This window comes from Streptomyces sp. NBC_00005 (assembly GCF_045160215.1).
Classification (GTDB): Bacteria; Actinomycetota; Actinomycetes; order Streptomycetales; family Streptomycetaceae; genus Streptomyces.
In genome coordinates this window covers 10,340,806-10,361,520 of record NZ_CP108316.1, presented here as the reverse complement: position 1 = coordinate 10,361,520, position 20,715 = coordinate 10,340,806, and the positions used below count along the sequence as shown (strand labels likewise).

The following is a 20,715-nucleotide window of genomic DNA, read 5'->3' as shown; positions in this document are numbered from 1 at the left end:
CCTTCAACTCGGCCTTCGCTCCGCCAACCACGTTCGCCCTGGCCACGATTCCGGCCGGGAGAGTGTCGTCGAGGTCGGTTACGGTGCTCGCGTGGCGATGACAGCGGTGCGCGCGGCCGTCGAATGGGTGGTTGCGGCGCTCTCGGGCACAACAGCGCATGAGGAGGCGGCAGAACGTCTGGCGCCGCGTCTGACGTCACGTGGTGACATGGCGGGCTTCTTCGTCAGCAACCAACGGTTCGCCGCGTTCCGGGAGTTCCCTGCGGTGATCGAGAACATCGAGGCTCGCGGCCCGTGGACCGCGCGGGCGGTGGTACGCACCGGTCCGCACCTGTGGGAACTCGACGTCGCGGTGGAGGCGGAGCCGCCACACCTGATCCGCAGTTTCCAACCGAGGCCGGTCGGCCCGGATGCACTGGCATGGAGTCAGATCACTGCGCGGCTGCGGGAGCACGACCGTATGGAGTCCGCGCTGTCCGACGGGTTCGCCAAACGGATCCACCAGCGCTTGCTGGACGCCGTGGAGACACACCACATCGTGGGGCTGGCCGCAGGTGTCGCCGTTGGAACGGAGGTGGTCCACCGCGAATTTCTCGGCGTAGCGGACTTGGAGTCGTCGGCCCCGTTGCACGCCCGTTCGGTGTTCCGGGTCGGTTCGGTCACCAAGGCGGTCACCGCGCTGGGCGTGCTGCGGCTGGCCGAGACCGGGGCCATCGATCTGCACACCCCGATCGGTGAGCACCTGGCAAGCCCCGTGCTGGTGCCGACAGCGCCCGATGACCGTCCGCCGAGCATCGCCGACCTACTGCTGCATCGCGCGGGCCTGCCCAAAGACCTCTCGATCCGCCGTGCCCCGCTGCTGGCCGGCGCCTCCCTGTCGGCGGTGTCACCGCAGATCAGCCTGGCCTGGCCGCCCGGACAGCAACCGGAGTACTCCAACGTCGGCTACGAGGTCCTCGGCGCGCTCATCCACACGGTGGCAGGCGAACCGTTCGCACAGTTCTGCTCCCGCGAGATCCTGCCCCGCTACGGGTTGGCCAACGCCACCCTGCAACATCCCGGCACGGCCGCACCCGCCACCACCACCGGCTACCGGGTCACCGCCGGTCAAGTGTCGCCGGCCCCTCCTGCCGTGGCGCCGTACCCGGCGGCGGGCGGCATGACCGCCGGCGTCGACGACCTTCTGGCCCTCGCCGGATGCTTCGGTCAGAGCACTGATCCGCTCGTCCGGGCCGCGCTGGCTCTGACCGCGCTGGCCGGCCCTGGGATCAGATTCGCCCCGGGCGTCGCATTGTTGGACCGCCCGGGAGGAACCGTGCTGTGGCGCGGCGGAGCCACAGACGGCTTCACCGTGGAGATGCTCGCCTCGCTCGACGGCTCCGTCAACGTGGTGCTGATGGCCACCAAGTCACCCCCCGACGATCTGCGCACACTCGGCCTGGACCTCATCGACCAACTGGCTGCGGCCTGAACCGCGAAGCACTGACGCGGTGTTGCATGTTGTGGGGTGTCCACGGGGTAAGCCCCGCCATCAGGCCGCACGAGCCGCGATGGCCACGGCCGTGCGGGACGGCTCAGGTCACAAGCCGCAGCACGTCCGCCAAACCGCGTTCACCAGTGCGGTGTTCCGACGGCAGGATGTAGGTGCGCAGGCCGCAGGCGGCCGCGCCGCCGTCGCGGATCGGGTTGTCGCCGACCATGAGGGTGGCGCGGGGGTCGGTGCCGAGGTCGGCGCAGGCTTTGAGGAACAGTTGCGGGTCGGGCTTTTCGCGCCCCTGCTCGTAGGAGATGACGCAGGTGTCGATCAGGGCGTCCAACCCGTGGTGGGCGAGGTGGGTGCGCAGGTCCCAGGCGAAGTCGCTGACGATGCCGATGCGCAGGCCGCGCTCGCGCAGGGCCCGCAGCACCGGTTCGGTGTCGGGGTAAGGAACCCAGGCGTCCGGGGCAGTGAGTTCCCGGTAGGCCACGTCCTCCGCGCCGCGCAGGAAGTCCACTCGTTCCCACCATCCCCGCATCGCGCGGCGGTGCTGCTCGGAGGAGAGATCGCGGCCTTCCTGGAGGGCTACGACGGAGGGCAGCCGGAAGGCGGTGCGCAACTGGTCGGAGATCTTGGCCACCGCACCGGGCTGGTCGAGCACGGGGAGGCGGCCCGTGGCGGCACCGACCCGGCGAAGCCACGTCTCCAGGTCGATCATCTGGAAGATGGTGTTGCTGAAGTCGAGCAGGACGGCCTGGACCGGAGGTACCGGCGCGGCCATCTCGGCGTCGCTGGGGCGGTAGGCGCTCGGTGTTTCGAACAGGGTGTGGATCACAGGGAGGGCTCTTCGGGTTCGATCGTCTCGACGCGGACTCCGAGGTCGCGCATGGCCGCGAGTTCCGCCTCGGGGGTGCCGGTGTCGGTGATGACGGCGTGGTAGTCGGCGACGGTGCCGTACGCGTACGTGGCCGTCTTGCCGAACTTCGAGTGGTCCGCCAGGAGCAGCGTCTGTTCGGCGGAGGCGAGCATGGCCAGCTTCACCTCGACGTAGTCGCTCAGCGGGTGGAAGAGCCGGCCTTCCAGGACGGCGGTGGCGGACGTCAGGGCGAGGTCGGCCCGGATCTGGGACAGGGCGCGGGTGACGGTGGGGCCGGTGCAGGAGTTGAAGTCGGCTCGGTAGTTCCCGCCCAGCAGGGTGACGCTCACCGACGGCGCGGAACCAAGACGCTGCGCGAGGCCGACGGAGTTGGTGACCACGTGGAGCTGCTCCAGCCGGGCCAGCGCGGGAACTAGGGGGAACAGGGTGGTCGAGTCCTCCATGAGCACCGTGCTGCCCGGCCGGATCCGGTCGGCAACCGCCGCGCACAACGCGTTCTTGGCCGCGAGGGCGCTGTTCTCCCGGAAGCGGGTGGCCGTCTCCATGGTGAGGGCCGGGAAGGCGACGGCCCGCCCGCGCTCCTTGCGCAGCAAATGGCGGCCGGCGAGGTCGTCCAGGTCCCGGTGCATCGTCATCAGGCTGACGTCGAAGTGTTGGGCGAGGTCGTCGATGCGGGTCTCGCCGTGTTCGGCGACGTACCGCAGCACGGCCTGACGCCGCTCCTCGACGGCGGCCTGCGACAGTCGCGTACGGGCGGTCACGGCGCCCCTCCTTACCGATCGCTCCGGTCTCGCAGTTTCCCACACGGCCGGTGGAGGCCGCCGCCTGTCCGGCTCGGGGGCCGCTACGGTCCGTCCACCGTGACCAGCACCTTGACCTGCTCGGGGTCGACGGATGCGGCGAAGGCCTTGGCGGCGTCCTCCAGCGGGTAGGTGGCGGTGACGATCTCGACGGTGTCGATGGCGCCGGAGGCGATCAGGGACATGGCGGTGCGGTAGTCCTCGCCGGTGTACATCAGGGTGCCCTCGATGCGGATCTCCCGGTCCTGGACCAGGTCGAGGCGGACGGGGGTGGTCCCTGCGGCTCCCACGCCGACGACGATGATCGTGCCGCCCTTGGTGACCAGGTCGGTGGCCTGGGCGATGGACTGCTCGCGCGCCACGCAGTCGAAGACCACGTCCACCGGTCCGCCGAGCACATGACGGGCCTGGTCGGCAAGATCGGCGGCGTCGGCAGGCAGGACCGCGTCGGCGCCGAGGCGCAGGGCGCGGTCCCGCTTGCCCGGCAGCAGGTCGGTGACGGCGATCTTCGCGGCCCCCGCGTGCCGGGCGGCAGCCAGGACGAGCAGCCCGATGGGGCCGGCGCCGAGGACGACGACGGTACGTCCGGTGAGGTCACCGGCCTTGGCGACGGCGTGCACCGGGGTGGCCAGGGGCTCGACGAGGGCGGCCTCGATGTCGGTCATGCCGTCGGGGACGCGGTGGACGCGGTCGGCGGGGATGGTGAACAGGTCGGTCATGGCGCCGGGCGTCTGGCAGCCGAAGACCGTCAGTTCCTGGCAGATGTTGTAGCGGCCGGAGCGGCACTGGGGGCACCGTCCGCAGTACAGGTTGGGTTCGATGATCACCCGGTCGCCGGGCGCGAATTCCTCGGCTCCCTTCCCGGCCGCCGCGACGACGCCGACGGCCTCGTGACCGGGGCGGTAGGGCAGGTCGATGAAGGGATGGTCGCCGGCCGCGGCATGGGTGTCGGAGCCGCACACGCCGACGACCGTGGTGTGTATGAGGAGTTCGTCGTCGCCTGGGACGGGGGCGGGCACCTGCTCGAGGGTGATGTCGTCGAGGGAGCGGACGAGAACGCGGCGAATCTGCTCGGTCATGGTGGCGGGTTCCGTTCGGTGGCGGGCGTTCACGCGGAGGCGAGGCTGGGCTGGATCTGGATCTGGATCTTGCGGCCGATACCGGCCTGGAATCGGGTGATCGCGTCCGGGAACGCGCCCAGGGGGAGGCGGTCGCTGATGAAGACATCCGGGTCGATGACGCCGGTGGCGAAGAGGTCCGCGGCGCGTTCGAAGCTGTGCAGGACGGCCATCGAGCCGGTGATCGTGATCTCCTGGTTGTAGATCCTGTACGGCTCGATGGTGGCCCGGGCGGCGTAGTCCGCGACCCCGAACTGCAGGTACGTGCCGCCCTTGCCGACCCGGCCGAGGGCGTCCTGGATGGCCTTCGCGTTGCCGGTGGCGTCGACGACCAGATCCCAACCGTAGGGCGGCCGTTCGAGTTCGTCGGCGGACGTGGCACCGGCGGAGCAGCCCAACTTCCTTGCTGTGGCGAGGCGTTCGGCGTTGATGTCGACGACGTCGACGCTCGCGGCGCCGGTGGCCTTGGCGAGCTGAAGCATCATCAGGCCCATGGTTCCGGCGCCGTAGACGAGCACGCGGGAGGCGAGGCGGCTGCGCAGGACGTCGTAGCCGCGCACCGCGCAGGACAGCGGTTCGATCAGGGCCGCGTCCTCGGTGCGTACGCCGTCGGGCAGGACCACGCAGTTGGCTACCGGCGCGGCCACGAACTCGGCGGCGGCGCCCGGGTTGGTGACCCCGATGGCGGCCCACCGTTCACAGAGGTTGTTGTGGCCGAGGCGGCAGTAGTGGCACTCGAAGCAGTACAGCGACGGGTCGACCGCGACCCGCGCCCCGGCGGTGAGTTCGGTGACGGCGGAGCCGATCGCGACGACCTCACCGGCGAACTCGTGGCCGGGGACGATGGGCAGCTTCGGGGCGAACTCCCCTTGGAGGATGTGCAGATCGGTGCCGCACAGCCCGCAGGCCGAGACCTCGACGACGACCTCGCGCGGGCCGGGGGCGGGGTCGTCGACGGTGGTGATCTCAACGTCCCCGGGCTGGGTGATGACGGCTGCTTTCACTTCACGGCTCCCAGGGACAGGCCGCGGACGAGCTTGTCCTGGGCGGCGAAACCGGCGATCAGGACCGGCAGCGAGACCAGCGTGGCCGCCGCGCACAACCGGGCCAGGAACAAACCCTCGTTGGTGATGAAGCCGACCAGGAACACGGGCGCGGTGGACGCCTGGGTCGCGGTGAGGTTCACGGCGAACATGAACTCGTTCCAGCTGAAGATGAAGCAGATCAGCGAGGTGGCGGCGAGTCCGGGCATGGCGACCGGCGCAACGACCCGCCACAGCACGGTGAGCAGGTTGGCGCCGTCGACCTCGGCCGCCTCCAGGATCTCCTTGGGGACCTCGGCGAGGAACGAGCGCATCATCCACACCGCGATCGGGAGGTTCATGGCGGTGTAGAGGACGATCAGCGTCCAGACGTTGTCCAGCATCCCGACGTCCTTGACGATCAGGTACACCGGCAGCAGGGCGGCGATGGCCGGGAGGAACTTCGTGGACAGGAAGAAGAACATCACGTCGGTCCACTTCTCGACCGGCTTGATGGACAGCGCGTAGGCCGTCGGGACCGCCAGCAGGAGGACCAGCAGGGTCGAAATGACGCTGGCCATGGCCGAGTTGAGGAGGAAGGGGGTGATGTCCCGGCTGAAGAGCAGTCTGTACTGATCGAAGGTGAGCGGCGCGAAGGGGGTCGGCGGGTTGGTCGCCGCGTCGGCCTCCTGGTGGAAGGAGGTGAGAACCATCCACGCCACCGGCGCGAAGAACCCCAGCGTGGCGAGCCAGGCGACGAAGGTCCACAGCGGCGACAGTCGGGGCGCACCGCCGTGGTCGTCGCCTCGGCGTAGGAGCTTCTTGAACCTCGCCCCGGGGGCGGCGAGGGCTGCGTGCGCGGTCATCGGGATACCTCCTCGCGGAACAGCGACGCGATGGTGCGCAGCGCGAAGGTCGCGATCACGATCGAGCCGAGCACGACGACGACACCGGCGGCGGCCGCCTCGCCGTACTCGTACTTGCGGAACATGGTCAGGTAGATCTCGTAGGGCAGGTTGGTCGTCTGCGAGCCGGGGCCGCCCTGGGTGATGGTGTAGACCGAGTCGAAGGTCTGCACGACGTAGATCGTGCCGAGCAGGACGCCCAGCTCGATGTACTGACGCAGGTGCGGCAGCGTGATGAAGCGGAAGGTCGCCATGGCCGACGCTCCGTCCATGCGGGCCGCCTCCAGGACGTCGCCGGGCTGCGCCTGCAGGCCGGCCAGGAGGATCAGCATCATGAACGGCGTCCACTGCCAGACCAGCGAGATGACGACGGCCGGCATGGGATACGAGGACACCCAGTCGACCGTGGGGCCGTTGTCCGCTCCGAACAACCTGTATACGGCGTTGAGGGTGCCGTTGAGCAGGCCGTAGTCGGGGTTGTAGATGGCGTGCTTCCACAGCAGCGCCGCCGCGACCGGCATGACCAGGAACGGCGAGATGAGCAGCGTGCGCGCCAGGCCGCGGCCGACGAAACGGCGATCCAGCAGCATCGCCAGACCGAGGCCGAGGACCACGCTGATGAGCACCACCGACGCGGTGAGGACGACAGTGTTGAGCACCGCCGTGCGCAGCCGCTCGTCGGTGAAGACGAACTTGAAGTTGGACAGGCCGACGAAGTGCCGGTCGCCCGGCTTGAGGATGTTCCACTGGAAAGTGGAGATCACCAGCGTGGCCACGAAGGGCAGTTGCGTGACGACGATGGTGAAGATGAGTGCCGGCAGCAGGGGGATGCGGCGCTTCCACTTGCTGATGCCCGACGACTTCTGGGTACGGGCGGGGGGTGGTGCTGTCTTGGGGGGTGCGGTGAGCGTGGTCATGAATGGTTCCTCTGCCGGTGACGGCCGGAGTCGGGGAAGCGGTGCCCGGCCGGCACCGAGGCCGGCCGGGCACTGAAGGTCACTTCTGGTAGTTCTTGGCAACGTCCTCGGCGAGCTTCTGGCCGTCGTTCAGCGCCTTGTCCACGCTGGTCTTGCCGGCGATGGCGGCGGAGATCTCCTGGGTGACCTTCGTTCCCAGGTCCTGGAACTCGGGGATGGCCACGTACTGGATGCCCACGGTCGGCCTCGGCTGGACACCCGGGTTGGCCGGGTCGGCGGCCTCGATGGACTTCAGGGTGATGTCACCGAACGACCCGGCGGCCTTCTGGTACTGCGGGATGTCGTACGTGCTGGTCCGCTTGCCGGCCGGAACGCGCGCCCAGCCGAGCTTCTCGCCGACCAGCTTCTCGTACTTCTTGCTGGAGGCCCACAGCATGAACTTCGAGGCGGCGTCGGCGTTCTTCGTGGTCTTGGGCATGGCCCAGGCCCAACTCCACAGCCAGCCACTGCTCTTGGTCTCGACGGTCGGCGCGTAGGCGTAGCCGACGTGCCCGGCGATCTTGCTGGAGCTGGGGTCCTCCAGCGAACCGGCCGCGCTGGTCGCGTCGTACCACATCGCGACCTTCTTCTGGCTCATGGCGTTGAGGCACTCGGTGAAGCCGGACTGTGCCGCTCCCGCCTCGCCGTGCTTCTTGACCAGGTTGACGTAGAAGTTCGTGGCCTTCTTGAACGCAGGGCTGTTGACCTGGGCCTTCCAGTCCTTGGTGAACCAGGTGCCGCCGAAGGTGTTGACCACACTCGTCAGCGGCGCGCCGAGCTCGCCCCAACCGGCAAGCCCCCGCAGGCAGATGCCCCGCATGCCCGGCTCGGCGCCGTCGACCTTGGCGGCGATGTCGGCGATCTGCTGCCAGGTCGGGTGCTCGGGCACCGTGATGCCCTTCGCCTTCATGACGTCCTTGTTGTACATGAGGAAGGACGACTCGCCGTAGAAGGGCAGGGCGTAGAGCTTGCCGTCGGAGCCGGACAGCGACTGCACCATCGGCTTGAGCAGGTCGGCCTTGTCGAAGCTGGTGTCCTTGTCGGCGTACGAGCCGAGCTCGTGCAGCCAGCCGTTCTTGGTCCAGATGGGCACCTCGTAGGCGCCGATGGTGGCGACGTCGTACTGGCCCGCCTGGGTGGCGATGTCCTGGGTGACCTTGTCGCGGAGCTCGTTCTCGGGCAGGACCGTGAAGTTCACCTTGATGCCGGTGTCCTTGGTGAAGGTGCTCTTGGTCAGCTTCTGGATGTCCTCCATCTGCGGGTTGCCGACCATCAGCACGTTGATGCTCTTGCCGCCGCCCGAGGACCCACCGGCTCCGGCTCCGGAACAGGCGGTGGCGAGGAGCGCGGTGGCGGCGGCACCGGCTATGAGGGCGTATCTGGTCGATCGCATGACGGGGGACCTCTCGTACGGGTGGCTCGGGAAACGGCGTAGGGGGCTCCCACCGAGGCGCCGTTTGTCGGGAGCGGCTGCCTGGTGGGGTCTGCCGGGGCCTCGACCGTGGTTCGGCCGTGGAGGGAGGGGGCGGATGCGGCCCGGGGGTGTGGGGCGCGATATTCGATGGCGGAATTATTAGCAGGAGACTGCGCCGTTGTTAACACATTTTGCGAGAAAACTTCCGCCAACCTATCGTCGAACCGTCTCGCAGGGGGTGCTAGGCATCTCGACCGTGCCGCTGTCGTCCCCGACGAATCTCGCATGAGCGCCAGATCGGACAGACTGAACAGATCGAAAAATCGCGGACAAACCCGGCTGCTGTCCTACGCCGTGGAGGCTGCGGCCGACACCTGGACCTGCGCGGGCGCCCGGTTGCCGTTCCGCCGCGACGGAGTGCCGCCCTCGGCATGGCGGCCGTGGCCGTGACCGGATGGCGATTGATACCTCATGCCGCGGGCTCGCCCGACACTCACTCCGGAGTCTCGCGGGCGTCCAAGCGGCCCCAGATGGGTCCGAGCGCCTCCAGTGCCTCCAGGTACACCTGGTACGCCTCGTCGAGTACGGCGACCCGGTCGGGGCGGGGTTCGTGGCGTCTGAGCACGGCGGCTCCGGCGCGTGGGTCCGTGACGTCGTCGAGCAGGCCGACGGCGGTGGCGGCGAGCAGGGCCGCTCCCCGGGCGGCACTCTCCTGCACGTCGGTCACCACGACCGGCCGCCGCAGGGCGTCGGCGAACATCTGGCTCCACACCTCACTGCGCGCGGCGCCGCCGGTCAGCCGGGCCGCCGCCCCGCTGACGGGCAGCTTCGAGCAGAGCGCGTCGACGTGCCAGCGGTGATTGAGGACGACGCCTTCCATCAGGGCCCGCAACAGGTGGCCGCGGCCGTGCCAACCGCGCAGACCGAGGAACGTCCCGGCGGTGGGATGTGGATGCGGGGAGCCGTAGACGAAGGGGTGGAACAACACCTGTGACGGACCGTCCAGGTGCGCCTCGACCTCGCGGCCGATCGCCTCGTGGGCGCCGTCGCGCTGTTCGGCCGGTGCGCCTGTGACCCGTAGGAACCACTCCAGGTTGGCCACCGACGCCGGTGAGGTGGACATGGTCATCCACTGCCCCGGGCGGACGAAGTGACGGACCTGCCAGCGCGGGTCGACGACGGGGTGCTCGCTGACCACCTGGTTGATGCTGAACGACCCGGCGATCAGGCACAGTTCACCCGGCGTCGTGCCGCCGAGCCCGAGCGCGGCGGCGTCGACGTCATGGGCGCCCGTGACGACGGGCGTGCCGGCGGTGAGCCCGGTGAGCGCCGCGGCTTCGTGCGTGACGGTTCCGCTCACCTCCTCGCAGGCCAGAACGGGCGGCAGCAGGCCGGCGAGCGCTCCGAGGTCGTACAGGTCGAGCAGTTCCGGCGAGTAGCCGCCGCGCCGCATGTCGGTGAAGGAGGCGCTGGCGTCGGTGGGATCGGTGGCCACTGCGCCCGTCAGCCTCATGCGCAGCCAGTCCTTGCAGGACAACAGCCAACGGGCCTGCTGAAGTACCCCGGGTTCGTGGCGGGCGAGCCAGGCCAGCAGGGCGGCCGGGGAACCCGCGAAGGGCACCGTGCCCGACAGCTCCAGCGCACGGGACCAGACCGGAGTGCCCCGCCACTGCTCCAGAACCGCTTCGGCGCGCGTGTCCATCGCCACGATCGCTGCCCGCACCGGCCGGCCCCGCTCGTCGACGGCGTACAGCCCGTCGCCGTGCCCGGCCAGCCCCACCGCGGCCACGGCTCGCCCCGCGTCCGGGCCCGCCTCGGCGAGACAGGTGGCGATGGCCTGGTACGCCGTCCGCCACACGTCGTCCATGTCCCGCTCGACCCAATGGGGTTGAGGGGTGCTCAGCGGCAGTGTGCCGCTGCCGCGCGCCACCGCTCGGCCGGTGGCGTCGAACAGCACGGCCTTGGTCACGGTGTGTCCCGCGTCGACACCGAGCACCAGTTCACGTGCCACCGCTCACACCCACCCCAGTTCGCGTGCGTTGACCGCCGCGGCGCACCGGCCGGTCGCGGCGAGTTCGGCGACCGCCTCGGCGACGAGCCGCGCCGAACGCAGCGTCGTGGTCGTCGTGTCACCGGCGTAGTGCGTGGTGATCGTGACGTTGTCCAGCGAGCGCCAGGGACTGTCCACGGGGAGCGGCTCCTGGTCGTGGACGTCGAGCCCCGCCCCGGCGATACGGCGGTTCACCAGGGCCTCGTGCAGGGCGTCGGTGTCGACCAGGCGGCTGCGCGCGGTGTTCACGAAGCAGGCGGTCGGCTTCATCAGCGCGAAGTGCCGTGAGCCGATGAACCGCTCGGTCTCCGGGGTCAGCCGGGCGAAGAGCTGCACGACGTCGGACTCGCGGAAGACGGTGTCCAGGTCATCTGCCCGCACGACGCCGCTGCGCGCCAGGACGTCGTCGGGCACATACGGGTCGTACGCGATCAGGCGCGCGCCGAAGCCGCGCATCCGCCCGGCGAACGCCCGTCCCACATGCCCCAGACCGATCAGGCCGACCGTGCCGCCGCCGATCTCCCGGCCGGGGCCGCCGAAGTCCTTCCGCCATCCGCCGGCCTTGACGGAGGCGTCGGCGCGGGCGATGTCCCTCGCTTCCGCGAGCATCAGCCCGACGGCGAGCTCGGCGACGGCCGTGGCGTTGCGCCCGAACACCGGGACGACGGCCACGCCGCGGGCGGTCGCGGCGGCGACGTCGACATTCTCCAGCCCCGCACGGGCCACGCAGACGGCCCGCAGCTGTGCGGCAGCCTGGAGCACCTCCCGGGGCACCGGCGCGAAGTGCACGGCCAGCACCTCGGCATCACCCACCGCGCCCACGATCTCGCCGGGCACCGCCACGGCCCCGGCCCCGCGCCACTCCATGGTCTGCTGCGCCGCGTGCTGCTCCGCCTTGGTCCCCGACCAGTCGACACCGCGGACCGGCCCGAAGCGCGGTCCGCACACCTCCGTCAGGGCATCGACGTAGTACCCGGCAGGGATGAAGCGATCACCGACGACCAGAACGCGCAACGCGGTCTCCTCGCGTGCTGAAGCCACACCGCCCACGGAGTCGATCGTCCCACGGGACAGGCGGGCCTGCCCGAACACCAAGGGCAGAGAAGCTTCGGTCGCTGATCAATCAAGTTATTTCGCTTGATCTTTCAAGTTACCGCCTATTTTCAACTTGAAACATCAACTCGTAGCCCTCTGTTGAAGGGCAGGGCGTAGGTCCTGCTGCTGTCGTTCAGGACTCGACGGTGATCACGGCTTCGGCCGGGTCGCTTTCGGGTGCGGTGGCGATCAGGTGGATCTTGCCGGGGCCGGTCGGGCGGAGGACGGCGAGGGCGCGGCCTTCGTAGGTACGGCGTTCGGTGGCGTCGAAGCGTTCCTCGGTGGACGGGTCGGCGCTGCCGAAGCCCAACAGCACACCCACGCCGGAGACTTCGAGGCGCACAGGGCGGTCGGCCGCGGTGTGCAGGGTGCCGTGCGGGTCCGTCAGGGTGAGGGTGACGAAGGCGAGGTCGCCGCCGTTCGTCGTGATGACCGGGCGGTCGGCCTCGGCACGCAGTCCCACTGGGCCGGTGGCTGAGCGGAGAGCTGTGCGGCCGGTTTCGCTGCCGTCGCGGTAGGCGATGGCGAGGAGTTCGCCGGGCGCGTACGTCGTCTCGAACTCGGTGCGGAAGCGGTGGTCCTCGCCCACCGGCCGGCGCCCCAGGGAGCGTCCGTTGAGGAGGAGTTCGACCTCTTCGGTGTCGCTGTAGACCTCGATGGTGATCGGTTCGTCTTCGAAGCCGGGCCAGGTCCAGGAGGCGACGGTGTCACTCCATGCCCAGGGTGTCCCCGCCCAGGTTTCGCCGTGGTGCTGCGGGCGCCGGACGGCGAGGTAGGGCTCGGCGCGCAGGCCGAAGACGATCTCACGGTAGTAGGAGGCGGGGCGGCGGTGTCCGGTGATGTCGAGGTCGCCGCAGCCCGCGACGAGGTAGGGGTAGGGAGCGGTGTGGGAGGGACGGGGCGTGTCGGGGAGGAGGTACTGCGGGCGGCCGATGCCGACCTCGCCCAGGTAGTCCCAGCCGGTCCAGGTGAAGTCGCCGATGACGTGGCCGTGTTGCTCGACCAGGCGCCAGTTGCCGTCGATGCGGGTGGGGAAGGTTTCGGTGCCGAGGATGATGCGGTGGGGGAACAGGTCGCGGTCGAGCGCGTAGCGGGCCTCGGCGTAGTTCATGCCGGCGACGTCGAGTACGGCGAAGGACTCGGCCGTCTTCTCGGTCACGAGGCCGGAGGCGCTGATCGCGTTCATCATGTCCCCGGCGTCGGCCATGAGGGTGTTGATGCCTTTGTCCTCGTTCTCTCCCGCCCCGGCCGCCTGCTCTGTCTTGTCCTGTGACTGCCGGCTCAGGTTGCCCAGTTCGGACATGACGGCGAGCATGCCGTTGACGGCGTTGGTGACGTAGCGCGTGTGGTCCAACGAGCGGACTTTCTCGGCGAGTTTGCGCCCCCATGCGGCCCCGAGGGGCGAGCCGGTCTCGGGGATCTCGTTGCCGATCGAGTACATGATGACGCTGGGGTGGTTGAAGTCCTTGGCGACCATCGCCTCGATGTCGCGCTCCCACCACTCGGGGAAGCTGAGGCTGTAGTCGAACTCGCTCTTGCCGGACGTCCAGACGTCGAAGGATTCGTCCACGACGAGCATGCCCAGGCGGTCGCACGCGTCCAGCATCGCTTTGCTCATGGGGTTGTGGGACATGCGGATCGCGTTGAACCCGGCATCCTTGAGGAGTTGGACCCGGCGTTCCTCGGAGCGGGCGAAGGTCGCCGCGCCCAGCACTCCGTTGTCGTGGTGGACACAGGCACCGCGCAGCTTGACCGTCTCGCCGTTGATCCGCAGCCCGCGCTCGGGGTCCAGACTCAGCGAACGGATGCCGAAGGTGACGGTCTCGACGTCCAGGTCCTTCAGGGTCACCGTTGCGGCGTACAGGGTGGGCGTGTCGGTGCTCCAGAGCAACGGGGCGCGGGCGTACAGGCGTTGGCGTACGGTCGCGGGCTCCCCCGGCAGCACCGTGACCTTCGAGACGTCGCTCGCGACCACGCTCCTGCCCGCGTCGCGGATCTCGGTGACGACGTCGACCGTCCGGACGGCGATCGAGTCGTTCTCGACCTGCGTCACCACCTCGACCACCGCTCGCTCGCCGTCGATGTCCGGGGTGGTGACGCGGACCCCGTCAGGCGCGATCCGGACCACGTCGCCGATGAGCATCCAGGTGTCGCGGTAGATGCCCGCGCCGGTGTACCAGCGGGAGTCGCGATGGGTGCGAGCCTCGACACGGATCTCGTTGTCCTGGCCGAAGCGCAGGAAACGGTCGGCGTCGATCAAGAACTGCGAGTACCCGTACGGCCGTTGGCCGGCGTAGTCCCCGTTGATGAACACGACGGCATCGCGGTGGACGCCCTCGAACTCGAAGAGGATCCGCTTGCCCCGGTGCTCCTCGGGCACAGAGAAGGTCTTGCGGTACTCGTACGTCCCGCCCGGGAAGTACGCGCCGGCGCCGCCCTCCATCGTGACCTCGCTGCCCGGCGCGGCGCGTTCCCGCTCGATCATCGCGTCGTGCGGGAGCCTCACCGGCCGGAAGGGAATCTTCGCGCCGGACAGTTCGGCGAAGAGGTTGACCTTGGGGCGGGTCTGCCAGCCGTCATTGAAGGACGTGCGAATCACGTGGTCTCCGTGAGTTGTGGGGCGGGGGCCGATCCGGTCAGCCGCGCGCCCAGCCAGGTACGGCTGCGCTCGAGCAGCTCCCGGGCGAGGCGCGTGTCGTGAGCCCATGCCTCGAAGCCGTGGGGAGCGCCGGGGACGAGGTCGAAGGTGCAGTCCACGCCCGCGTCGCGCAGGCGTTCGGCGTAGGCGCGGCACTCGTCGGTGAACAGGTCGATGTCTCCCACGCCGATCCAGGCCGGGGGCAGTCCGCGCAGGTCGGTGCGCCGGGCCGCGACCGCGTAGTCAGGGGTACGCGGGCCGCCGCGCCCGGCACCGAGGTAGGCGCCCCAACCGGTCCGGTTCGCGGCGTTGTTCCACACCCGGTGTTGCACCTGGTCGAGCTCACGGCGCGCGGCGGTGCGGTCGTCGAGCATCGGGGAGAACAACCACTGCCCGACCGGCTGAACCCCGCCGGCATCGTGCAGCCGCTGCACCAGGCACGCGGCCAGACCTGCGCCTGCGCTGGAACCCCCGACGACGATGCGCTCCTGGTCGACCCCGAGGTGCCCTGCCGACTCCTGCAACCACTGCCACGCGGCCAAGGTGTCGTCGAGCGCGGCAGGGAAGGGGTGTTCGGGGGCGAGGCGGTAGTTCGTCGAGACGACGACAATGCCGAGCTCATGGGCTGTCGCGGAGCAGAAGGCGTCGTCCTGGACGACATCGCCGATGACGTACCCACCGCCGTGCACCCACAGCAGTGCCGCCTCCGAACCACCACCGGCCGGGGTGTACACCCGTATCCCATGGCCCTGGTCGATGTCTCTGACATCGACGCCCTCGACCGGCTCGCCAGGCCCGCGTCGGCGGACCAGGGCGCGCACGACGCGCCGCCCCCACTTCCGACGGACCGGCAGCCGCGGCATCCGCGCGACGCTGCGACGCAGCTCCGGGTCGACCAGGCCGAGCTTCATGGGCGCCTCTCCTCGAATCCGGGTCCGGTGCGGGGCACGCATTCCGCCGATGGTAAATCGTATTACTAACCGCCTGCGGTACGGTATCCAGCGCACCCCACACCGCACAAGCCCCAGACCAGACCGCACCCAGGAGGCCCGACGCCGACCTCCGTCCCGAGGAGCGAGTGAGTGAGCAAGTCCACGCGCGTGACGGCCAAGGACGTCGCCCGGGTGAGCGGCGTCTCACAGACCGCCGTGAGCTTCGTCCTCAACGGGGCGGCCGGGCACGTCTCCCAGGAGACGCGGGAACGGGTGCAGCAGGCCGCTCGCGAACTCGGCTACGTCCCCAACGGATCGGCGCAGGCGCTACGCAAAGGGGCGTCCCGCATCGTCCTGCTCAACATCGAGGGAATCCCGACCGGCAGCAGCCTCGGCAGCTACATCCGAGGCCTCGACGCAGAGCTCGCGTCGCACCATCACGTGCTCCTGGTGCTGCACGGCCATCTCTCCTCGCAGGCACTCTCCGACGTGGCCCAGGCCGTCTCCGCACGGGCCGTGATCGATCTGGGTGACGCCGGTCGTGCGGACGCGATCGTCACCGACGCCGAAACGTCCCTCGACGCGTTCTCCGCGCAGGCCGAAGTCCCGGTCCAGTACCTGGTCGACCGAGGTCACCGACACATCGCCACCGCCGTGCCGGACACCCCGGAACTCCAGGCTCTTGTCGGCCTGCGAGAGCGGCTCATCCGGCAGGCCACGCATGCCGCGGGGCTGGCCGACTGCCCGACGCTGGTCCTTCCCGGCAGCCTCGGCGCCGCCGAGGAACGGCTACGGGCCTTCCGCGCCGAGCATCCGGAGGTGACCGCCGTACTCGCCTACAACGACGACGTCGCACTCATGACGCTCGCCGCCATGCGGCACCTCGGACTGCGGGCACCGGACGACCTCGCCGTCATCGGATTCGACGACACCCCGCACGGAGCACTGTTCTCGCCCGCCCTGACCACCGTGCACATCGACGCGGAGGCCATCGGCCGCATCGCCGCACGCAGCGCACTGGGCCTACCGGCGGCCGACACCACCCCCGAACCGGCACGAGTGATCGTTCGACAGTCCGCGTAGCCGACTACCCCACTGACTCGTTGCCTTGGCCGACCTGGCGGACCGCCGCCCCATGCATCGGTTGCCGGACCGGCAGGAGTACCGCGGACGGGTGCTCGGGATCGTGGAACACCTCCTGATCCGCGGCGCGGAGGGTCGTGGCAGTTTGCCCTGGGTTCGCCGGTGCCGGGATTGCGGTTGTAGCGAGGGAAGGCCCCGCTGGACACCTGGACCCGGATGCGGTGACCACGTCGGAAGCGGTCCGGGGGCGGCGGCATTTCAAGCATGGGTGTTCTTGCGTTCCAACCACGTCCGGTACTGCCGCAGGGAGCGCTTACTCGTGATGGACTCCCGCAGGAGTGCGAGCGTCGGGTTCACTTGGGGGTTCGTCGGGCGGCTGTGTGCGATGCGGCGCAACTGGTACCGGATGCGGGACATGCTGGCGGCGGCGGCCAGGGACTTGTCCTTGATGAGGACCGGACTCAGTTCGACCTTGGCGTCGGTTCCTTCGCGCCAGTGGTTGGGGAGGTCGGGGTCGACGCTCAGGGCGCTGCCCATGCCGACTAGGGCGACCCCGCTGGCGAGTACCTCTTCCGCGACCGGTCGTCTGACGATTCCGCCAGTCAGCATGAGGGGCAGGGGACTTGTCGCCACGAGTTCCTCGGCGAGGGTGAGGAAGTACGCCTCGCGGGCCTTCGTGCGGGAGTCCGCGGAATGCCCTGACATGGCCGGGCTTTCGTAGCTGCCGCCGGACAGTTCCACCGTGTCGACACCGAGCGGGGCCAGCATGCCGATCACGGCTCTGGCGTCCGCCGCGTCGAACCCGCCGCGCTGGAAGTCGGCCGAGTTCAGCTTCACCGCCACAGCGAACGAGGGACTGACCGTGTCCCTGATACCGCGTACGACGTCGGTCAGAATGCGCGCCCGTTGAGGGAGGTCACCTCCCCACTCGTCCGTGCGCCGGTTGGTCAGTGGCGAGAGGAACTGTGAGATCAGGTAGCCGTGGGCGGCGTGCACTTCGACGCCGTCGAAGCCGGCGAGCTCCGCACGGCGGGCGGTCTCGACGAAGCGCGCGATGGTGGCCAGGATCTGCTCGGAGGTCATCTCCGTGGGCTGCGCGAGGCGCTTGCTCTGTTTGCCTATGTCGACACGGATGGCGGACGGTGCCCAGGCGACCCCGGGCATCTCGGCGTACACCTGGCGCCCGGGGTGATTGATCTGCATCCAGACCTGGGATCCGCCTCGTTTGGCGGCAGCGGCCCACTGCCTGAACGGCTCGATGGGTGAGTCCTCGTCCAGGACGATCCCGCCGGGCCCGGTCAGTGCGTCGGCGTGGATCATCACGTTGCCGGTGATGAGGAGCCCGGCCCCGCCTCGGCCCCACCGCTCGTACAGGCGAAGGATCCGGTCCCCGGGAAGCTGGCCGGGCGCAGCCATGTTCTCCTCCATCGCGGCCTTCGCGAGCCGGTTGGGGAGGACGGCACCGCTGGGCAGTTCCAGCCGTGTGAAGAGGTCGTGCTGCATGGGGGCCTCGCCGAGACGTGAGGTAAGTTAACAGTGTCCACATTACTGGGGAAGTGAACAGTGTCAACATCGTCCGGCGACGGCTACCACCACGGCGACCTCCGGTCGGCCCTGCTCAGGGCCGCCATGGAACTCCTGGAGGAGGGCAGCGAAACGTTCTCCTTGCGCGCCGTGGCACGGCGTGCCGGCGTGTCCGCCGCGGCCCCCTACCGCCATTACGCCGACAAGGACGCCTTGGAGTCGGCGGTCGCGGCCGAGGGTTTCCGGGATCTCAAGGAGGACTTGGCACGGGCCGTCACCGCGCCCACGTCGGTGTCCGACCTCGCCGAACTGGGCCTGGCGTACGTGCGGTTCGCGCTGAGGCGGCCGGCCGTCTTCCGGCGCATGTTCGGCCACACATGCGACGACTCCAGCGCCCAGCGCGTCCAGGCCGCGGCCGAGGTTCAGGATCTCGTGTCCGCTGCCGTGGCGAGTGTTTTCCCCGAGGCGAACGCACCTGCCCTCGCGACGGCCGGCTGGTCCCTGGTCCACGGCCTCGCCTTCCTGCACCTGGACGGGAAGCTCCCGGCCGACCACTCCGAGGAGATGTCGACCCGCGTCCGGTCGTCCATCGAAGCGATTCTCACGGTGGGTGGCGAGGGCGCTGCCCGCCGCGCTGAATCACCGGCATCTCCGTGACGGCGGAGAAGGACGCTCTTCTCCAGCTCCTGCGGCTTCTCCAGCTCCTGCGGCTGCTCGCCCTAGGTGGCGCTCGCGCCGAGGCGGGCCGTAGAGCCGGTTCAGGGAAGCTGCATGGTGCTACGCGGTGCTGTTCCAGTCGTACGGTCCGCCGCCGCGCCACTCGATCAGTTCAGGGTCGTCGACGGCCCTGTCCTCCGCAGGAAGGCCCGCTTGGTGCAGGAATTCCAGCACGTCGAACAGGCTGTAGGCGGTTCCCACGCGTTCACCTTGGATCGTGACGCTTCGGCCGCCGTCCTCAGACGGCGGCAGCACGACCGCGGACGGGCGCTCATCCATAGCACCACCATGCGCCGGAATCGGCCGGCACGCAGCTCAACGACCATCCAGAGCTCTCACCAGGCAAAGCCGCCAGGACTCCGGTGCGCTCTTCCGTGATGCGTACGACAGCGTGATTCCTCTGCCTCGCTACTGAGGTTCTGCCCCTTACGCGGGCCACAGCTGGAGCACAGCGGTATCTGTGGGACTGAGGCGAAGCCGCCGCGCGTCGCCATCGCCATCGCCATCGGTCGGGCGAATCGTCTGTGGACGAAGAGAAACATCATGCGTGTTGGGACATCCGACCCGTTGCGTGAAGCGGCATTTCGTGGCCTCTTCCAGTGGCCGATACGGTCCGATTCATGGAGTGGAATTTTCCGACGGCCGAAGAACTCGCGGCTGCCTTGCGTGCCGGTGAAGTGACCTCGGCGGAACTGACCGACGAGGCGATCGCCCGTATCGAGCGGGACGACAAGGCCATCAACGCGATCTGCGTGCCGGACTTCGACCGTGCACGAGCCGCCGCGCGCGACGCCGACCAGGCGCGCGCCCGCGGTGAGGACCGGCCGCTGCTCGGCATTCCGGTGACGGTCAAAGAGTCCTACAACATCGCCGGGCTGCCCACGTCCTGGGGCATGCCGCTACACCGGAACTACATGCCGGCCGAGGACGCGGTGCAGGTGTCGCGGCTCAAGGCCGCGGGCGCGGTGGTGCTCGGTAAGACCAATGTGCCTTTGGGGCTGCAAGATGTGCAGACCTTCAACGAGATCCACGGCACCACCAACAACCCGTGGAATCACGGTCGCACGCCGGGTGGATCCTCCGGCGGATCAGCGGCGGCCCTGGCGTCCGGATTCGGCGCGCTGTCCATCGGCTCCGACCTCGCCGGTTCGTTGCGCACTCCCGCACATTTCTGCGGTGTCTACGCGCACAAGCCGACGCTCGGGCTGGCGGCGACCCGCGGTATGGTCCCGCCGCCCGCGCCGGCCTTGCCGGCCGACCCTGACCTCGCCGTCGTCGGTCCGATGGCGCGCACTGCCCGCGACCTCACGCTCCTGCTCGACGTCATGGCCGGACCGGACCCCCTGACGCTCGGTGTGGCACACGACGTGACGCTGCCGCCCGCGCGCCACGAGCGGCTCTGCGACTTCCGGGTCCTGGTCCTGGACGAGCATCCGCTCATCCCGACCGGGTCCGCTGTCCGGGTGGGCGTGAACCGGGTTGCCGACGCTCTCGTCGACGGTGGCGCCCGCGTCGAGCGGCACAGTCCGCTGCTGCCCGATCTGACCGAAGCCGCGCTGCTCTACACGCAGTTGCTGTTCTCGAGCTCCGTTGCACGTTTTCCCGTCGAAACGTACGAGCAACTGCGCACCCGCGCCGCCGGACTGAGCGCGGACGACCTGAGTCTCGATGCGGCGCGACTGCGCGCCATGGCGTTCAACCACCTCGACTGGATCGAGGCGAACAACCGTCGCGAGCTCCACCGTCACGACTGGCGGCAGCTCTTCGCCGAGTTCGACGCCGTGATGTGTCCCATCACGCCCACTCCCGCGTTCCCGCACGACCACAACCCCGATCCGAGGCAACGCCGGATCGACATCGACGGCGTCGCGTACCCGTACTTCGACCAGCTCGTCTGGGCCGGTGTGGCCACCATGCCCGGCCTGCCCGCCACCGCCGTACCGGCGGGCCGGTCCCCCGAGGGTCTGCCGGTGGGAGTGCAGCTCATCGGTCCGATGTTCGAGGACCGCACCCCACTGCGGCTGGCCGAACTGCTCGAGCAGCGGATCGGCGGCTTCCAGGCACCGAAGTAGGGCGTACTACCGGGGTGTCCGTCGAGGCGAAGTGC

At 69.4% G+C, this 20,715-nt stretch carries 17 protein-coding genes; 4 read left to right on the top strand and 13 right to left on the bottom strand.

What is annotated here, in order from left to right; translation table 11 throughout:
- The first annotated feature begins 97 nt into the window (after window positions 1-97).
- Entirely contained in the window at window positions 98-1,471 is a 1,374-nt protein-coding gene (locus tag OG303_RS47245) for a serine hydrolase domain-containing protein (RefSeq protein ID WP_405877824.1), read from the top strand.
- Between the two features lie 103 nt (window positions 1,472-1,574).
- Here the strand turns inward: OG303_RS47245 and OG303_RS47240 are convergent, their stop codons facing one another.
- The 11 genes from OG303_RS47240 to OG303_RS47190 all read right to left on the bottom strand — a co-directional run bounded on the left by OG303_RS47240 (window position 1,575) and on the right by OG303_RS47190 (window position 15,263).
- Window positions 1,575-2,312 (bottom strand): HAD family hydrolase, encoded by a 738-nt coding sequence (locus tag OG303_RS47240; protein WP_405876228.1) that lies wholly within the window; start codon window positions 2,310-2,312, stop codon window positions 1,575-1,577.
- Window positions 2,309-3,115 (bottom strand): DeoR/GlpR family DNA-binding transcription regulator, encoded by an 807-nt coding sequence (locus tag OG303_RS47235; protein WP_405876227.1) that lies wholly within the window; start codon window positions 3,113-3,115, stop codon window positions 2,309-2,311. The genes OG303_RS47240 and OG303_RS47235 overlap by 4 nt, the downstream gene beginning before the upstream one ends.
- Before the next feature lie 83 nt (window positions 3,116-3,198).
- Window positions 3,199-4,233: a zinc-binding dehydrogenase gene (locus OG303_RS47230; protein WP_405876226.1), complete on the bottom strand. Its 1,035-nt coding sequence runs from the start codon at window positions 4,231-4,233 to the stop codon at window positions 3,199-3,201.
- Window positions 4,234-4,262: 29 nt separating this feature from the next.
- Complete coding sequence (locus OG303_RS47225; protein WP_405876225.1) at window positions 4,263-5,276, bottom strand: zinc-dependent alcohol dehydrogenase family protein; 1,014 nt, start codon at window positions 5,274-5,276, stop codon at window positions 4,263-4,265.
- Window positions 5,273-6,160 carry a carbohydrate ABC transporter permease gene (locus OG303_RS47220; RefSeq protein WP_405876224.1) on the bottom strand — a complete coding sequence of 296 codons (888 nt, stop codon included), beginning with the start codon at window positions 6,158-6,160 and terminating at the stop codon, window positions 5,273-5,275. Before OG303_RS47220 ends, OG303_RS47225 begins: the two co-directional genes overlap by 4 nt.
- Window positions 6,157-7,116: a carbohydrate ABC transporter permease gene (locus OG303_RS47215; RefSeq protein WP_405876223.1), complete on the bottom strand. Its 960-nt coding sequence runs from the start codon at window positions 7,114-7,116 to the stop codon at window positions 6,157-6,159. Before OG303_RS47215 ends, OG303_RS47220 begins: the two co-directional genes overlap by 4 nt.
- Window positions 7,117-7,195: 79 nt before the next feature.
- Window positions 7,196-8,548: an ABC transporter substrate-binding protein gene (locus OG303_RS47210; protein WP_405876222.1), complete on the bottom strand. Its 1,353-nt coding sequence runs from the start codon at window positions 8,546-8,548 to the stop codon at window positions 7,196-7,198.
- A 514-nt stretch (window positions 8,549-9,062) separates the two neighbouring features.
- Entirely contained in the window at window positions 9,063-10,580 is a 1,518-nt protein-coding gene (locus OG303_RS47205; RefSeq protein WP_405876221.1) for an FGGY-family carbohydrate kinase, read from the bottom strand.
- 3 nt (window positions 10,581-10,583) lie between these two features.
- Window positions 10,584-11,660, bottom strand: coding sequence for an NAD(P)-dependent oxidoreductase (locus tag OG303_RS47200; protein WP_405876220.1), 1,077 nt, complete (start codon window positions 11,658-11,660; stop codon window positions 10,584-10,586).
- 187 nt (window positions 11,661-11,847) lie between these two features.
- Window positions 11,848-14,313, bottom strand: a complete 2,466-nt coding sequence (locus tag OG303_RS47195; protein ID WP_405876219.1) for a glycoside hydrolase family 2 TIM barrel-domain containing protein — start codon at window positions 14,311-14,313, stop codon at window positions 11,848-11,850.
- Window positions 14,310-15,263, bottom strand: coding sequence for an alpha/beta hydrolase (locus OG303_RS47190; RefSeq protein WP_405876218.1), 954 nt, complete (start codon window positions 15,261-15,263; stop codon window positions 14,310-14,312). The genes OG303_RS47195 and OG303_RS47190 overlap by 4 nt, the downstream gene beginning before the upstream one ends.
- Before the next feature lie 171 nt (window positions 15,264-15,434).
- Between OG303_RS47190 and OG303_RS47185 the strand changes: the two genes are divergently transcribed.
- The gene (locus tag OG303_RS47185; protein ID WP_405876217.1) at window positions 15,435-16,367 is read left to right on the top strand and encodes a LacI family DNA-binding transcriptional regulator; all 933 of its coding nucleotides are present in this window, start codon (window positions 15,435-15,437) and stop codon (window positions 16,365-16,367) included.
- 258 nt (window positions 16,368-16,625) lie between these two features.
- Here OG303_RS47185 and OG303_RS47180 read toward each other — a convergent pair whose 3' ends face one another.
- Entirely contained in the window at window positions 16,626-17,870 is a 1,245-nt protein-coding gene (locus tag OG303_RS47180) for an NADH:flavin oxidoreductase/NADH oxidase family protein (RefSeq protein ID WP_405876216.1), read from the bottom strand.
- A 60-nt stretch (window positions 17,871-17,930) separates the two neighbouring features.
- Between OG303_RS47180 and OG303_RS47175 the strand changes: the two genes are divergently transcribed.
- Window positions 17,931-18,548, top strand: a complete 618-nt coding sequence (locus OG303_RS47175; protein WP_405876215.1) for a TetR/AcrR family transcriptional regulator — start codon at window positions 17,931-17,933, stop codon at window positions 18,546-18,548.
- 120 nt (window positions 18,549-18,668) lie between these two features.
- On the opposite strand, the gene OG303_RS47170 is transcribed toward OG303_RS47175, so the two are convergent.
- Window positions 18,669-18,887 (bottom strand): hypothetical protein, encoded by a 219-nt coding sequence (locus OG303_RS47170; RefSeq protein ID WP_405876214.1) that lies wholly within the window; start codon window positions 18,885-18,887, stop codon window positions 18,669-18,671.
- 341 nt (window positions 18,888-19,228) lie between these two features.
- On the opposite strand from OG303_RS47170, the gene OG303_RS47165 reads away from it, so the two are divergent.
- The gene (locus OG303_RS47165; protein WP_405876213.1) at window positions 19,229-20,680 is read left to right on the top strand and encodes an amidase; all 1,452 of its coding nucleotides are present in this window, start codon (window positions 19,229-19,231) and stop codon (window positions 20,678-20,680) included.
- The last annotated feature ends 35 nt before the right edge of the window (window positions 20,681-20,715 follow it).